Annotated in this window: 14 protein-coding genes; 7 read left to right on the top strand and 7 right to left on the bottom strand. The window is 73.3% G+C overall.

The genetic code is table 11. From position 1 onward, the window contains the following. Positions 1-137: 137 nt before the first annotated feature. Entirely contained in the window at positions 138-1070 is a 933-nt protein-coding gene (locus ACFYL6_RS13270) for an alpha/beta fold hydrolase (RefSeq protein WP_387170848.1), read from the top strand. Between the two features lie 4 nt (positions 1071-1074). Here the strand turns inward: ACFYL6_RS13270 and ACFYL6_RS13265 are convergent, their stop codons facing one another. Both ACFYL6_RS13265 and ACFYL6_RS13260 read right to left on the bottom strand, forming a co-directional pair. Further along, on the bottom strand, positions 1075-1440 hold the full coding sequence (locus ACFYL6_RS13265; protein WP_030486287.1) for a hypothetical protein: 366 nt from the start codon (positions 1438-1440) through the stop codon (positions 1075-1077). Further along, entirely contained in the window at positions 1437-4292 is a 2856-nt protein-coding gene (locus ACFYL6_RS13260; protein ID WP_387170846.1) for an SseB family protein, read from the bottom strand. The genes ACFYL6_RS13265 and ACFYL6_RS13260 overlap by 4 nt, the downstream gene beginning before the upstream one ends. Before the next feature lie 152 nt (positions 4293-4444). Between ACFYL6_RS13260 and mycP the strand changes: the two genes are divergently transcribed. Further along, the gene (gene mycP / locus ACFYL6_RS13255) at positions 4445-5668 is read left to right on the top strand and encodes a type VII secretion-associated serine protease mycosin (RefSeq protein ID WP_387170844.1); all 1224 of its coding nucleotides are present in this window, start codon (positions 4445-4447) and stop codon (positions 5666-5668) included. A 127-nt stretch (positions 5669-5795) separates the two neighbouring features. Here the strand turns inward: mycP and ACFYL6_RS13250 are convergent, their stop codons facing one another. After that, the gene (locus tag ACFYL6_RS13250; protein WP_112585712.1) at positions 5796-6089 is read right to left on the bottom strand and encodes a WXG100 family type VII secretion target; all 294 of its coding nucleotides are present in this window, start codon (positions 6087-6089) and stop codon (positions 5796-5798) included. A 21-nt stretch (positions 6090-6110) separates the two neighbouring features. Continuing rightward, positions 6111-6431 (bottom strand): WXG100 family type VII secretion target, encoded by a 321-nt coding sequence (locus tag ACFYL6_RS13245; RefSeq protein WP_030334170.1) that lies wholly within the window; start codon positions 6429-6431, stop codon positions 6111-6113. 289 nt (positions 6432-6720) lie between these two features. Here ACFYL6_RS13245 and eccE point away from each other — a divergent pair, with 289 nt between their 5' ends. The 4 genes from eccE (at position 6721) to rarD (ending at position 10702) form a co-directional block, all read left to right on the top strand. Next, complete coding sequence (gene eccE / locus ACFYL6_RS13240; protein WP_387170841.1) at positions 6721-8682, top strand: type VII secretion protein EccE; 1962 nt, start codon at positions 6721-6723, stop codon at positions 8680-8682. A gap of 61 nt (positions 8683-8743) precedes the next feature. After that, positions 8744-9130: a phage holin family protein gene (locus tag ACFYL6_RS13235; protein WP_091395522.1), complete on the top strand. Its 387-nt coding sequence runs from the start codon at positions 8744-8746 to the stop codon at positions 9128-9130. A gap of 127 nt (positions 9131-9257) precedes the next feature. After that, positions 9258-9755: a GNAT family N-acetyltransferase gene (locus ACFYL6_RS13230; protein ID WP_387170839.1), complete on the top strand. Its 498-nt coding sequence runs from the start codon at positions 9258-9260 to the stop codon at positions 9753-9755. Continuing rightward, positions 9752-10702: an EamA family transporter RarD gene (gene rarD, locus ACFYL6_RS13225; protein ID WP_387170837.1), complete on the top strand. Its 951-nt coding sequence runs from the start codon at positions 9752-9754 to the stop codon at positions 10700-10702. Before ACFYL6_RS13230 ends, rarD begins: the two co-directional genes overlap by 4 nt. A gap of 67 nt (positions 10703-10769) precedes the next feature. Here rarD and ACFYL6_RS13220 read toward each other — a convergent pair whose 3' ends face one another. Together ACFYL6_RS13220 and ACFYL6_RS13215 are read right to left on the bottom strand one after the other, a co-directional pair. Beyond that, on the bottom strand, positions 10770-11486 hold the full coding sequence (locus ACFYL6_RS13220; protein ID WP_387170835.1) for an anti-sigma factor family protein: 717 nt from the start codon (positions 11484-11486) through the stop codon (positions 10770-10772). After that, a complete protein-coding gene (locus ACFYL6_RS13215) occupies positions 11483-11998 on the bottom strand; it encodes a sigma-70 family RNA polymerase sigma factor (RefSeq protein ID WP_328655430.1) in 516 nt (171 codons plus the stop codon). The genes ACFYL6_RS13220 and ACFYL6_RS13215 overlap by 4 nt, the downstream gene beginning before the upstream one ends. A 227-nt stretch (positions 11999-12225) precedes the next feature. Between ACFYL6_RS13215 and ACFYL6_RS13210 the strand changes: the two genes are divergently transcribed. Continuing rightward, the gene (locus ACFYL6_RS13210) at positions 12226-14352 is read left to right on the top strand and encodes a PhoX family protein (RefSeq protein ID WP_387170833.1); all 2127 of its coding nucleotides are present in this window, start codon (positions 12226-12228) and stop codon (positions 14350-14352) included. A gap of 102 nt (positions 14353-14454) precedes the next feature. On the opposite strand, the gene ACFYL6_RS13205 is transcribed toward ACFYL6_RS13210, so the two are convergent. Next, positions 14455-15237, bottom strand: a complete 783-nt coding sequence (locus ACFYL6_RS13205) for an IclR family transcriptional regulator (protein WP_387170831.1) — start codon at positions 15235-15237, stop codon at positions 14455-14457. Between the last annotated feature and the right edge of the window lie 140 nt (positions 15238-15377).

Genomic DNA, 15377 nt, shown 5'->3' with positions numbered 1-15377 from the left:
GGCAGGTTCATCTGCCCGGGCGTCGCCCCTTTGTCGAGCCAGCTCCCCTGGCCCCGGTCCGGGACAACCCGGGGCTTTCCCCTGTTCAACGCGACCACCAAGGCCACTTGCGGCAACCGGGTCCTAGGCTGTCTGCCATGACCGACCAGCGCGACGGAGCCGTCGACGAGTCCCGTGTCCTCACCGAGGGGCCGTGGACACACCGTTTCGTCGGCGCCAACGGCAGCCGGTTCCACGTGGTCGAGGCCGGCACCGGGCCGATGGTGCTCTTCCTGCACGGCTTCCCGGAGCACTGGTGGGCCTGGCACCAGATGCTGCCGGCGGTCGCCGACGCCGGCTTCCGGGCGGTCGCCGTCGACCTGCGCGGCTACGGCGCCAGCGACAAACCACCCCGGGGGTACGACGGCTACACCCTCGCCGCCGACATCGCCGGCCTGATCCGCGCACTCGGCGAACGATCCACGACGATCGTCGGCAGCGGCCTCGGTGGCATGGTGGCCTGGACGGTGGCCTCGTTCCACCCGTCGCTGGTCCGCCGGCTCGTCGTGCTGGGGGCACCGCACCCGCTGCGACTGCGCGCCGCCATCTTCGCCGACCCGCGGGGGCAGTTCACCGCCTCCACCCCGGCGCTGAAGTTCCAGCTACCCCGCTACGAGCACGTGCTGACCCGCGATGGCGCGGCGGCCGTCGGCGAGATCATGCGCCGCTGGGGCGGCCCACAGTGGGTGGCCGGGCCGGACTTCGAGGCGTACGCCGAGCGGTGCCGGGAGGCGATGTGCATCCCGCAGGCCGCGTTCTGCGCGCTGGAGGGGTACCGCTGGGCGTTCCGCTCGCTGCTGCGGCTGCACGGCTACCGGTTCGTACGCCTGATGCAGAAGCCGCTGTCCACCCCGACCCTGCAACTGCACGGCGCCCTGGACACCGCCTCCCTGCCCCGCACCGCTCTGGGCTCCGGCCGGTACGTCGTCGCCCCGTACGAGTGGCGACTGCTCGACGGGGTGGGGCACTTCCCGCACCTGGAGGCACCGGAGCTGGTGCTCGGCGAGATCCTGCGGTGGGCGAAGACCTGACCGGTCAGACCCGCTGCTCCCGCAGGTCGGTGACCTCGGCGGCCGGCGCCCACCCCTGGTAGACGCCGAAGTCGAAGACCTCCAGCCGCATCGCCTCGGCCACCGGCCAGCGACCACCCGTGTACTCCACCCGCAGCCAGGCGTCGTGCTCACCGAGCACGATGAACGGCTGCCCCTGCCAGGTGCAGGTGGTCCGCACGTACGCCAAGTCCTCGATCTCGCTCGCCGGCAGCACCCGGACGTAGCGGCCCGCGCGGACCTCCTCGAAGCCCTCGCCCGGTTCGGGCTGGTAGAGGCGGATGTCGTCGCCGTCGGGGCTGGCCTGGTATTCCCGGCCCTGCCAACGGGCCACGTAACCGTCGCGCATCACGCCTCCCCGACGCGTCGCCAGGTGACCGAGTCGGTGTCCAGTTCCGCGACCACCCGCTCGGTGCCGTCCGCGCCGATCCGCCAGAGTTGGGCGCCGTGCGGCAGGCGGGCGCTGTCCACCTTGAACTCCGCCACCACGTCGCTGCTCTCGCCCGGGGCGAAGCCGTTGCCCCGGAACGGCGGGCGTTCGATGACCCAGCCCTCCATGGCCCGCATCGCCGGCTCGTTCTGACCGCCGTACGGTATGCGGTAGAGGCTCGGCCGGTGCGCCGGCCAGCGCAACACGTAGATCTCCTCGGCGTCCGGGGCGAACGGCGACCCGGGGTAGCTGAGGCCGAGCGCCTCGTGCAGCTGGGCCGGTGTGGTCAGGTGGGACAGCTCCCCGGCCCGGTGCACGAACCCGGACACCCGGTCGTACCCACGATCCAGGTAATACGCGAGCTGGCTGGGCGCGATGGCCTTCTGCATGACCGTCGGCCGGGTCGGGTCGACCGCCGCGGGGGCGTACCGGGGGCGGGCGGCGGGTTCCGCCACGGCCGGCGCCTCCACCTGGTCCACTTCCAGGTCGTCGCCGAGCCCCACCTCGGCGGCCCAGTTGGCCAACGCGACGATCTGCTCGCCGGGCAACTTGGCGCCGACCGGGGTGCCCGGGTTGACGGCGAACGACCAGTCCTCGTCGGGCCAGCGCCGGATCAGTTGGGCGAACTTCACCCGGACCGTGTCGACGTCGCTCTCGACATGGTCGGCGAGGCGCTCCGCCGAGGTGTAGACCACCACGTACGTCTCGCCGTCGAGCTGCCCCGTACGCCAGACGAAGCCGGGGTCCCCGGGGCGGCTTCCCGGCACCGACTCCGGTGCCGCCGGCAGCAGCACCCGGGCCAGCAGCAGGGTGGACAGGAACGTGTCGGTGCTGCCGGAGCCGGCGGCGTTGAGCAGGTCCTCCTCGACCGTGTTGGCCGGTTCGAACTCGATCGGCGGCGGCTCGTCGGCCGGCGGGTGGGGACCGTCGCCCGCGATCAGGCTCTCGCCGCCGGCCCGGTCGGTACCGGTCAGGCCGGCCGACGAACCGCTGTCGTCACTGACCGGGGCGTAGACCGGATCGTCGATACCCGGGTCGCCCAGGCCAATGCCGGCAGCGCCGGCCTCTGCCGGAACCACGGGGTGCGGGACGGACGGGCCCGGAGCGGGCTGGCCGGGGCTGAACGACGAGGGCCCGGATGGGCTGGGACCGAAGGACGACGCACCGAACAGGCCCGGGTCCGAGGGCGTCGAACCGAACGGCGGCGGCGCGGCCTCGGCAGGGCTGGGACTGGGCGACGAAGGACCGAACAGGCCCGGACCGGGGGGCGCCGAGCCGAACGGCGGCGGGACGGCCTCGGTGGAGCTGGGCCGCCGGGGCGCCTCGACCGGCGCACTGCTCTCGACCGGGTCGGTGAGGTCGCGGGACTCGATGATGGTGCCCTCGATGACGATGGGCGTGAAGCCACGGCGCGGCGCGGGCGGCCCGGAGACCGGTTCCGCGACGGACGCCGGCAGATCCTCCGCCGGCGCGAACCGGCCCGGCCGGTCCCGGGGGATCGCCTGCGTCTCCTCCGCCGACGGACCGGGCCGCCCAGGTGCGCCGGCCAGTGGAGGCTCACCTGTCATCCGGAACGCGCGGGTGGGCTCCTCGGCCAGCGGGTTGTGCCGACGCGGCGGCAGCGGCTGGGTGATCTCCTCGTCGAAGGGCGGTGCGCCCACCCCACGGGACGCGCCGAGGCCGTCTGCCGGCCGGCGCGTCGGCTGGGTGACTGCCGGGTCCGCCGCCATCGGAAAGGCCCGCGTCGCGGTGTCGTCGGCCGGCGCATCGGCTGGGCGGCGGCGGGGGAAGGGCTGACTGCCTCGCCCGAACCGGGTTGGCGGGGCCGCCCGGTCACCGGGACGACCCCCGGTCGGGGCCGGGTCACGAGTCGGGCTGGGGTCGAAGAAGGAACGCCGAGGTGTCGCCTGGGGGCCACCGTTGCCGTTGCCCGAGGCGGGGCCGTCGACGTCGCCCGGCCGGGTCGCCGCCGGCCAGCCCATACTCGGCCCGGGCTGGTCGGTGGTGGGGCCGGCGGTCGCCAACGGGGTGAACCGGGACGGCCGGCCGGTGCGGGGCAGGGCTCCGGTGCCCGGCGCGGGCCGGGGCGGCTCGCTCGGGTGCCGCTGACCGGCGGCGGGCAGACCCTCCTCGCCGGATCGGCGCGGTGGCTCAGCGGGGACGGGTGGCCGGGGCGCCGGGCCCGGCACCGACGGAGCGCCCATCCGGGGTGCCCTTCGGGGCGCGAGCGGAGCAGCCGGGCCCGACTCGGGCCCGGACGGGGCCGCCCCCGTCGCCGGACGCGATCCGGCAGCCGGCGCGGAGTCCCGAGCTGGCATGCCGGGCCGGGTGCGGGCCAACGTCTCGGCCCGTTCCAGGCGAGCGCGGGCACCCATGGCACGGCCGGGCAGTCGCACGTCGCCGCGGGACAGCTGCGACACGAACCAGGCCGGCAGGTAACCCTCGACCGGCAGACCCGGATTGACGGCGAGCCACCACTCGTGGTTGGGCCAACTGGCCGCGAGATCGGCGAAGGGGATGCGTCGGTTGCTGCCGGCGTGGTCGCCGAGGCAGGCCTTCAGCGCGGCGGCGGAGGTGAAGGCCAGGACGTGGGTCCGACCGCCGGTGGTCCAGGTGCCCCATCCGGCGGGTGGCTGGCCGGGTTGCGCCGGCGCCGAGACCGGTAGCAGCACGTCGGTGCGGGACAGAAGCCGGAAGTAGAGCTCCTGGTCGTTGGCGCGCAGCGCGTCGCGCATCGCCACCTCGGCCTCCGTGGCCGGCTCCCATTCGGTCACGGCCACCTCCCCTTCCGAGAACAGGCCACAGGTATCGCGTACAACCTACAAGGTGGTACCAAGATCACAATGGCTGGCCGGCGGCGGCCTGCCAGGGCGCGGAGGAGGCGATAACATCCCGTTCCGGAGCCGACACGATACGGAGGGTGTCGATGTCCCGATCGATCACGCGCCCGGTCCTCGCAGGTCTGGCCGCCAGCCTGTTGACCGTACCGGCCCTTCCGACCGTCGCCGTCACCGCCGGGCTCCGGGCGGCACCGGCCTGTGCGACCCCACTCGCCCCCGTCCGGCCGGTCGTGGCCACGCCCTGGCCACAGCAACGGTACGACCCGGCGCGGCTCGCGCCGCTGGCCACCGGCCTCGGGGTGACCGTCGCGGTGGTCGACTCCGGGGTCGACCGGGTGCATCCGCAGCTGGCTGGGCGGGTGCTGGCCGGCGCCGACCTGCTCGACCCCGGCGGGGACGGCGGTCGGGACTGCGCCGGGCACGGCACCGGTGTGGCGAGCATCATCGCCGCGGCACCCCGCCCCGACGTCGCCTTCCGCGGCCTGGCACCGGGTGCCCGAATCCTGCCGGTGCGGGTGAGTGAGCAGCAGGTGGTGCAGGGCCGGGAGTCGGGGCGGACGATCAGCGCCGACGAGTTCGCCCGGGCCATCCGGTGGGCCGTCGACCATGACGCCGACGTGGTGAACCTGTCCGTGGTGCTGTACGCGGACGACCCGGAGGTGCGTTCGGCCGTGCGGTACGCGGTCGACCGGAACGTGGTGCTGGTGGCCGCCGCCGGCAACCTGCACGACAGCGGGGACCCGCGACCGTTCCCCGCCGGCTACGACGGGGTGCTCGGCGTGGGCGCGATCGGGGCGGACGGCGGGCGGGCGACCTTCTCGCAGACCGGCCCGTACGTCGACCTGGTGGCGCCGGGCAGCGAGGTGCTGACCGCCGCACCCGGTGCCGGCCACCATCGGGTCGAAGGCACCAGTTACGCGGCGCCCTTCGTGGCCGCCACCGCCGCGTTGCTGCGGGAGTACCGGCCGGAGCTGACCGCCGCCCAGGTGGCGGAGCGGATCATCGCGACCGCCGATCCAGCTCCGGGCGTGGGCCACGGCGGCGGGTACGGCGCCGGGGTGCTGAACCCCTACCGGGCGGTCACCGAGACCAGCGGCGGCCGTGCGGCCGGTGCGCGGCCAGTCGCCGCGCTCGCCGACGACCGGGCCGACCCGGCGCAGCTCGCCCGCCAGGCCCGCCGGGCCACCGCGCGGGACCGAGCCCTGCTGGTCGGCGCGGTGGCCGGCCTGACGGCGGTCACCGTGGCGCTGCTCGCCCTGGTGGTGCCCCGGGGCGTCCGCCGCCGTTGGCGCTCGGCCGGTCCGGCCTGAGCCCACCCGCGCACGGCCTGAGCCCACCCGCGCACGGTCAGAACCCGCCCGCGCACGGCCCTCACCTCCGACCGGCTGCGGGCGGGGCGCTGGCCCGGACACGGTCAGCGCTCCCGGCCCACATCGCTCACTGGAACAGCCCGGTGTTCTTCTTCTCGGTGTCGAGGTAGTCGGTGGCGGAGTCGTTCACCGCCAACCTGATGTCACGCAACATCCCCTGCAGGTCCTGCGAGGCCGAGCGCCACCGCGCCTGCCGCTGCTCGTAGGCCTGCCGCGCCTCGCCCGTCCAGCTCGCCACCAGCGGGGCGGCGTCGCGTTCGAGTTGGCCGAGTTGCGCGTCGAGGGTGTTCAACGCCTTCTGAATGTCAGCGCCGGCCTGCTGCAGCGCGGCGAAGTTGACGACCAGCACACCATGGTCCATCGGATTCCCTCCCCAGCGGGATCAGAGCGGCAGCTGGATGCCGCCGCGGTTGGTGCCGGCCACCCGGCTGGCCACCTCGTCGTCGGACACGTCGTACTGCCGACCGGCCGTGCGGATCGCACCGGCGGTCTCGCGCAGCGCGCGGTGCAGCGCGGCCTGGTCCTGGGACCACTGCTGCTTGACCTGCTCGAACGACCGGCCACCAGCGCCACGCCAGGCCTGCTGCAGCACCTCCAACTCGGCCAGCAGGCCGGTCAGCATGGACTGCAACGACTGGTCAACCTGCTCGAACTTCGCGGCGGTCTGCTGCATCACCGCGGCTTCTGCCTTGGTTTGGGACACCTGGACGTCACCTCGTCTCTCGGATCGCACCTGGCCGTCGACGCGCCCACCCTGGCCGACGCGTCGTCGCTTGGCCCGGTCGTCGAGCACTGAGACACGGGTCAGCGAAGGACTTCGTGGCTGACGGTAGCGACCTCGTAGCCGTTCTGCTACCCCACCGGCTTCCCCTGTGGACAACCGGGGCGGCCATCGGTCGCTTACGATGTGCCGCAGCCACGTCGCGGCGCGTGACGGGCCGCCGGAGGGCGGCCGGCCGCCCGACCCGGTCCCCACTGGTCGAGGAGGCACGGTGCCGGCGATCACCACCGGAGGGCCGCACCCACCGACCCCGGTCGGGTCCGAGACCGGCGCGTCCGCACGGGCGGTCGGGCCGGGCCGCCTCACCGACCACCGCCCGGGGTCGGCCGATCAGCGCGCCCCCCGTCGCCGATCGCCGGTCGACCGCTGGATCGCACTCGGCCGTCGGGTGGGCGCCGGAACGCGAGCCGGCCAACTGGTCACCGCACAGGTCGCGGCGGCGCTCGTCCTCGTCGCTCTCGGCCGACCCGCACCGGTCGTCGCGGTGGCCGTACTGGTGGCCGCGCTGCTGGTGGTGGCCGCCTGGGTGCCGCTTCGGGGGCGGTGGCTCTTCGAGTGGCTGGGCACCGCCATCGGGCACCTCACCCGCCGACGGGCGCTGACCGGGCCGGCCGGAGCGGCCGAACTGCTCGACCTGGTCGCCCCGGGCACCGTCGTCCGCTCGACCGAGCTGACCGGCGGGCCGGCGGCCGTCCTGGAGGACACCACCGGCATGGTCGCGCTCCTGGAGCTCGGTGACCCCGGCGACCTGCTGGGTGACGCGTCCCAGGCGATCCCCACCCCGGCCGCGTTGCTCCCCCCGGCCGGGCCGGACCAGCCCCCGCTGCTGGTCCAACTGCTGCTCGCCGGTGCACCGGCGCCGGTGCCGAGCGCCGGTGGCACGGTCGGCACGTCGTACCGGCAGCTCACCGACGGGCGGCTCGCCGGGCGCGAACGGGCGGTGGTGGCGGTCCGGGTGCTGCGGGTGCACGGTTGGTCCGAGGAGGACCTGCGCCGCGTCCTCGCCGGCACGGTCCGCCGGATCGTCCGCCGGCTCGGGCCGCTGGCCGCGCGGCCGCTCGGGGTGCCCGCGGCCCTGCGGGTCCTGGGCGAGCTGGCCCACCACGACGGCGAACCGGTCCGCGAGTCCTGGCCGGCGATCCGGTCCGGCACCCTGGTCCAGGCCACCTTCCGACTGATCCAGTGGCCCGACGCGGGCGGTGCGGCCGGGCGCCGGCTGGTGCCCCGCCTGCTCGCGCTGCCGGCGACGGCGACGACGGTGTCGATGTGCTCAGGTCCGGCACCGACGATGACGGCCTCGTCGGGTCCGCCGACGCCCGCCGGGGCGCCGACCGAGCTGACCGTACGCCTGGCCGCCGGAACGGCGACCGAGTTGGCGGCGGCCACCGAGGCGCTGATCCGCCTGGTGACCGACCTGGGCGGAAAGCTGCGCCGACTCGACGGCGCCCACCTGAGCGGGCTGGCCGTCACGCTGCCGTTGGCGCTGACGGCGCCCGGAGCGCAGCCCCGCCCAACGACGTTCGGGGCGCAGCCCGGCCCAGCGCTGGACGACTGGGCGCTGTCGCTGGGCGAGGCGGGGCTGATGGTCGGCACCAACCGGCACGGCCGGGCCGTCACCGTGCGACTGTTCCGGCCGGAGAGCACCCGCGTGCTGCTGGTCGGCGGGGTGCGCGCAGCCCAGCTGCTGGCCCTGCGCGCGCTGGCACTCGGTGCCCTGGTGGTGGTGCAGACCGTCCGGCCGCGCGCCTGGGAGCCGTTCGTCCGGGGGGTCGGCGCGCCGGGTGGCACCATCCCGTTGCTCCCGCCCGGTCGGGCGGTCGCCGACGGGGTGGGCACCGCGCTGCGTCCGCTGCTGCTGATCGTCGACGCCGGGCCGGTGGCGGCCGAGGCCGCGCCGGGCCCGCCGTGGCGGGCCACCCTGGTGGTACGCGACGAGCTGACCCCGGCCGATGTGGACTCGTTGAGCCGCGCCGACCTGGCGTTGCTCCAGCCACTGACCTCCGCCGAGGCCACCCTCGCCGGGGCGGCGCTGGGGTTGGGCGGCTCGGCCGAGTGGCTGACCCGGATCCGGGAGGACATGGTGGCCGTGGTCAACCGCCGGGCACTGCGCTGGGCGCTGCTCTCCCCCACCCCCATCGAGGCGCAACTGATCGGGCCGCCCACGCGCGGCTGATCCTCCGGGTTGGTCAGCTGGCGGGTTACGCCGGTGCGGTGTCCGTGGCACGATCCCCGCCATGGGTTTTCTCAAAGGTCTGCTGATTCGGCTGGCCAGCACAGCTCTGGCTTTCTGGCTGGCCACGCTCCTCATCCCGGGCATCTCCCTGGATTCGAACTCGGCCACCGAGACGGTGACCACGCTGCTCCTGGTGGCGGTGATCTTCGGCGTGGTCAACGCCGTTCTCCAGCCGATCATCAAGACCGTCGGCTGTGGCTTCTACCTGCTGACCCTGGGTCTCATCGCCCTCGTGGTGAACGGGCTGCTGTTCCTGCTCACCAGCTGGATCGCCGACCAGGCCGGTCTGCCGTTCTCGGTGGACGGTTTCTGGCCGGCAGCCGTGCTCGGCGCCCTCTTCGTGAGCATCGTGACCTGGATCCTCGGCGCCGTCCTCGACCGGGACTGACCGGCGACAGCCAGCACCGACCCGGCCCGCCCGGGGCTCCGACCTCGGCCGGGGCTCCGGCGGGCCGATGACCAGAGTTCGGGAATTGGCCGGCCGGAGTGCCCACCTCGACGGTTAGCGTCGCGGCATGTTCTCGCTGACCTACTCCGACGGGCACCTGCTCAGCACCGATCCGGCGCGGATCGATCTGGACCTGGTGCACCACTGGTTGTCCACCGACGCGTACTGGGCGCTCGGACGGGACCGGGAGACCACCGAGCGGGCGTTCGCCGGCTCACTGCCGTTCGGCATCTACCGGCCGGAGGACGGCCGCCAGGTGGCGGTGGCCCGGGTCGTCACGGACCGCGTCACCTTCGCCTGGCTCTGCGACGTGTACGTCGACCGCGCCGCCCGGGGTCGCGGGCTGGGCGGATGGCTGGCCGGCGCGGTCCGCGACCACCTGGCCGAGCTGGGCGTACGCCGGATCCTGCTCTGCACCAACGACGCGCACCAGGTGTACGCGCGGGTGGGCTTCACCCCGCTGGACGTACCGCAGCGGTGGATGCAGCTCGACCGGCGACCCCCGGTGACCCCGATCACCGGAAAGGAACAAAGCAGCACTACGCCCCTTACGGTGGAGGCGTGACGCCACTCCGTCTGGGATACCTCTACGGCCTCGGCGCGTACCTGCTCTGGGGTTTCTTTCCGCTCTACCTGAAGCTGCTGCGGCCCGCCGGCCCGCTGGAGATCCTGGCCCACCGGATCGTCTGGTCGGTTGTCTTCGTGGCCCTGCTGCTGGCGGCGCTGCGCAACATCGGCTTCCTGCGGGCGCTGCTGCGCCGCCCCTGGGCGGTGGCGGGGATCGTCGCCGCCGCCGCGCTGATCGCGGTCAACTGGGGCACCTACATCTACGGGGTCAACTCCGACCGGGTGGTGGAGACCGCGCTCGGCTACTTCATCAACCCGCTGGTCGTGGTGCTGCTCGGAGTGACGGTGCTGCGGGAGCGGCTACGCCCGGCGCAGTGGGTGGCCCTGGGGATCGGCGCGTCGGCGGTCGCGGTGCTCACCGTGGACTACGGCCGGCTGCCCTGGCTGGCGTTGACCCTGGCGTTCAGCTTCGCCGGCTACGGCCTGGTCAAGAAGCGGCTCGGGTTGCCCGCGGCGGAGGGGCTCTTCGTCGAGTCGGCGGTGCTGGCGTTGCCGGCTCTGGGCTACCTGGCCTGGCTGACGGCGAAGGCCGACCTGACGTTCGGGCACGTGTCGGCCGGACACACCGCGCTGCTGGTGTTGGCCGGCGCGGCCACGGCGATCCCGCTGCTGCTGTTCGCCGGCGCGGCCAACCGACTGCCCCTGAGCAGCCTCGGCATGATCCAGTACCTGGCGCCGATCCTTCAGCTCGGCTGTGGTGTGCTGATCTTCCACGAGCCGATGCCGCCAGCCCGCCTGGCCGGCTTCGCGCTGGTCTGGCTGGCCCTGATCGTCTTCACCGCCGACGCCGTCCGCACCTCCCGCCGCACCCGCCAGTCCCGCCGGACCCCACCCTCACCCCCACCCGCGGTCGATCATGGAGTTGTGGTGCCCGCCCAGCACTAGTGTGGGCGATTTGCCACCCACCACAACTCCTTGATCGACGCGGATGGGCGGGGCGGGCGACGGCTGGCTACGGGACCGCGTAGGTGAGGAGCGGGGTGCCGTCGGCCTTCTGCAGCTCCACGCTGACCAACTCGGCGTCGGTGAACCTGGTCGCGCCGGTGAAGCTGAGGTCGTCGCCGGGGGCCGCCAGCCAGGAGCCGATCTGCTCGCTGGCGCCGTTCGGGCCGCGCGCCACCAGCCGGAACGGGTACGCCTTGCCGTAGCTCGTCCGGGCGTCGTACCCGCAGCGCATGGTCACCTCGGTGCCCCACTTGGTGCCGGTGAGCCCGAGGTCGGCGTGCACCGGCCCGGCGGCGGCCACCGGTCGCATGGCGACCATCGACACCTGCGGGGCCGGGGTGCCCTGCGTGCCGGGCGGCCCGGAGGGGCTGACCGGTCGGGGCAGCACCACGGCGGCGCCCACCCCCACCAGCAGCGCCAGCCCGGCGGCGGCCAGTGTGGTCAGTGCGTACCGTCGCCGGTCCGCGGCGCGCTCCCGACGACGGCGCTTGCGGGCCTCGTCGAGCAGCGCGGGCACTCGGGGCGGGGCCGGCGGCGGCAGGATCTGCTCCAACCCCGCCGGGTCGAGGCGTCCCAGCAACCCGGGCAGGACGGCGATCTCGGCGACCGCCTCCCGGCACGACGCGCAGCCGCCGAGGTGCCGTTCGTAGGCCGCCCGTTCGGCGGGGGCCAGGGCACCCAGCACGTACGCGCCGTCGTCGTACGCGAACTCGCACCGGGTCATCCCGTCACCCCCATCTCGGCCAGGACCAACCGTAGAGACCGCAGCGCGTAGTGGGTGCGGGATTTCACGGTGCCCGGCGGTACGCCCAGGCGGGACGCCGCCTCGGCGACCGACCGCCCCTGGTAGAAGCACTCGACCAGCACCTCCCGGTGGGTCGGGCTGAGCCGGTTCAGCGCCTCGGCGACGGTCCACGCCTCGACCGCCCGTTCAGCCTCGTCGATCACCTCGGGCGGTTCGGGCAGATCGTCGGTGAACACCTCGCCGACCCGGGTGGATCGTCGCCGCCAGGCGTCGATGGCCAGGTTGCGGGCGGTGGTGAACAGCCAGGACCGCACCGACCCGCGCGTCGGGTCGAGTGACTCCGGATGTCGCCAGGCCCGCAGCAGCGTCTCCTGCACCAGGTCCTCGGCCCGCTGCCGGTCCCCGTTGACCAGCCGCAGGGCGTGGGCGTACAGCGCCTCCGCGTGCTCGTCGTGCAGCGCGCGCAGCAGTTGGGCGTCGTGGTCGCTGATGGCGGTCTCCTCGCTTCCGGCGCGCGTCCGGCGGTGCGTCCGCTCGGAAATACGTGCGGTCACGCCGATCGGTTCAGCCCGAGGTCAGACCGGTTGTCTGGCGGATGCCATCCACGAAGGTGTTCATGCCGGGTTCACATCGTGGCCGACGAGCGCTCACCACGTCCTCCTAGCGTCCGGCTGGTACGCCGCCTGTCGTGCCACCGACTTCTCTGGAGGCCTCTCCCATGAGCGACCGTCCCCGGCTGCTCCCCCTGTTGACCGGCAACCGCCATGGCACCCGTGACGCCATGACCTGTCTGTACCGGTGCGGAAACGCCTGCGACCACCCGGTCCCGAACACCTCCGACAACGCGTACTTCGGTGACGTGGTGAACGCCGAGGTGTCGCGGCGTGGCGTGGTCCGGGCCGGCGCGGTCGGCGCGCTGGTGCTCGGTTTCGGCGGCACGGCGGCCGGTGCTCTCGCCGGTGCGGCCCCGGCCATGGCGGCACCGACCACCCCGGACGTCCCGGAGGCCTTCGGTTTCGGTCGTCCCGGCACCGGAGTCGGCAGCGGCGCGCTGACGTTCAAGCCGATCCCCCCGAACAAGCTGGACACCCTGGTCGTGCCGAACGGCTACGACCACGCCGTGGTGATCAAGTGGGGTGACCCGGTGCTGCCGGGCGCGCCGGAGTTCAACCTGCACCACCAGACCGCCGCCGCGCAGTCCAAGCAGTTCGGTTACAACAACGACTTCGTGGGTGTGTTGCCGCTGGACAAGCAGGGCAAGCGGGCGCTGCTGGTGGTCAACCACGAGTACACCAACGAGGACCTGATGTTCCCGGGCTTCCCCGGCCTGGACGGGCTCTCCGTGGAGCAGCTGCGCACCGCCATGGCCGCGCACGGCATGTCCGTGGTGGAACTGGAGCGGGTCGCCGGCACCGGGCAGTGGAAGCCGGTCGACAAGGGCCCCCGGGCGTACAACCGGCGGGTCACCGCGCTGAGCACCAAGTTCGACCTGACCGGCCCGGCCGCCGGCTCGGCCTGGCTGAAGACCGCCGCCGACCCCAAGGGCCGCACGGTCGTCGGCACGCTCAACAACTGCGCCGGTGGCGTGACCCCGTGGGGCACGGTGCTCTCCGGCGAGGAGAACTTCAACCAGTACTTCGTGGGCGCCGACGCCGCACCGGCCGAGCTGAAGCCGAAGCTGGACCGCTACGGCATCAGCACCGCCAGCCGCTACCCCAGCGGCAGCCGCAAGTGGGAGCGCGCGGACGAGCGCTTCGACCTGGCGAAGCACCCCAACGAGGCACACCGGTTCGGTTGGGTCGTCGAGATCGACCCGTTCGACCCGGAGAGCCGCCCGCGCAAGCACACCGCGATGGGCCGGTTCAAGCACGAGGGCGCCAACGTGATCGTCGCGAAGGACGGCCACGTGGTCGCGTACATGGGCGACGACGAGCGGTTCGACTACCTCTACAAGTTCGTCTCGGACAAGAAGTTCATGAAGGGCAACTCCTGGGCTGCCCGCAAGCACAACCTGACGCTGCTGGAGTCCGGCACGCTCTACGTGGCGAAGCTCGACCAGACCAGCGCCGCCGAGATCGACGGCTCGGGCAAGCTCCCCACCGACGGCGCGTTCAACGGCCGGGGTCGTTGGATCAAGCTGGTCAGCGGCAACCGGTCGTTCGTCGACGGGATGACCGCTGCGGACGTGCTCACCTTCACCCGGCTCGCCGGTGACAAGGTCGGCGCGACCAAGATGGACCGCCCCGAGGACGTCGAGCCGAGCCTGCTCACCGGCAAGGTGTACGTGGCCCTGACCAACAACACCAACCGGGGCGTCGGCAGCAACCCGAAGGCGGACGAGGCCAACCCGCGCAACGCCAACAAGCACGGGCAGATCCTGGAGCTGGTCGAGGACCGCAACGACAACACCTCGGAGACCTTCGCCTGGTCGCTGCCGATCGTCTGCGGTGACCCGACCGACCCGTCGACCTTCTTCGCCGGGTACGACAAGAGCAAGGTCTCCCCGATCTCCTGCCCGGACAACGTCGCCTTCGACGCCACCGGCAACCTCTGGATCTCCACCGACGGCAACGCGCTGGGCAGCAACGACGGCCTGTTCGCCACCGCCGTGGAGGGTCCGGAACGGGGTCACCTCAAGCAGTTCCTGACCGTGCCGCTCGGCGCGGAGACCTGCGGCCCGTTCATCACCGGCGACAACCGCTCGGTCTTCGTCGCGGTGCAGCACCCGGGCGAGATCACCGGCGCCTCGGTGGAGAACCCGGCCTCGAACTGGCCGGACGGTGACTACGCCAAGCCGGGCGTGGTGGTCACCTGGCGCCTCGACGGCGGCCCGGTGGGTAGCTGACGCCGTTCCCGCGGCCGAGAGGCCGCTGACGTTGCTCTGGCGGTTCGGCGCTGGACCGCCCCGAGAGGCCCTCTCCCAGCCCGGGAGAGGGCCTCTCGGCGGTCAGTTGTCGGAGGCGATGCCGTCGGCCACGCTGCGGGCCACGGTGAGCAGCTTGGCGCGTACCACCCGGGCGGAGGTCATCATCTCGCTAGCCGGCAACGCGCAGGCCAGCACGACGCGGCGTTCCATGTCCTTGTCCGGAGCGACGAGCACCGCGGCGCAGGCCACCCCCTGCCGGAACTGCCCCATCTCCAGTTGCATGCCGCGCCGGTCGCCGGCGGCCAGGTCGGCCTCGAAACTCTCGGTGGTGGTCAGCGTGGCGGTGGTGAACGGGCGCATGCCGTACTCACGCAGATAGCGGTTGCGCTGGTCGGTCGTGAGGGTGGCGAGCAGCGACTTGCCGAGAGCTGTCGCGTGCGCCCCCTCGTCGAAGCCGGGGACCAGATCCTCCAGGTAGGGCGAGCGGTGCCCCTCGGCGACTGCGGTGAGGGCCACCTGGCCGCCGACGAACCGACCGAGGTAGTGGCTGTAGCCGGTGTCCAGGGCGGCCCGCCGCAGCGTCTCACCGACCGCCGGCGGGCCCCGGAACGCCGTGACCAGCTCCCGGTACCGGTCGGCCACCTCCAACCCCACGATGTACGTGCCGTCCTCGCGACGGATCACGTAGCCCTCGTAGGCGAGGGTGCGGACCAGGTGGTAGGTGGTGGCCACGGTCAGCTCGCAGCGCCGGGCGATCTGCTTGACGGTCAGGCCCTTCGGGGCGCGACCGACCGACTCCAGCACCCGTAGCGCTCGGGACACGCTGCGAATCAGGTCCGAAGGTTCTGCCAAGGGGTCGCGCACAACCACCTCCGCCGCCGGGGACTTACACCATATGAAAAACAGGCCCGGTGCGAAATGCCTGTTCGGGTCGAGGATGCCAGATCACTATCCACAGCTTGTGCCCCGCCGGTCACCAGGAGTGCTCTGAGCGGGGCTCGCGT

The organism is Micromonospora sp. NPDC007208 (assembly GCF_042869175.1).
Classification (GTDB): domain Bacteria; phylum Actinomycetota; class Actinomycetes; order Mycobacteriales; family Micromonosporaceae; genus Micromonospora; species Micromonospora foliorum.
This window is presented reverse-complemented; position numbering and strand designations above follow the sequence as displayed.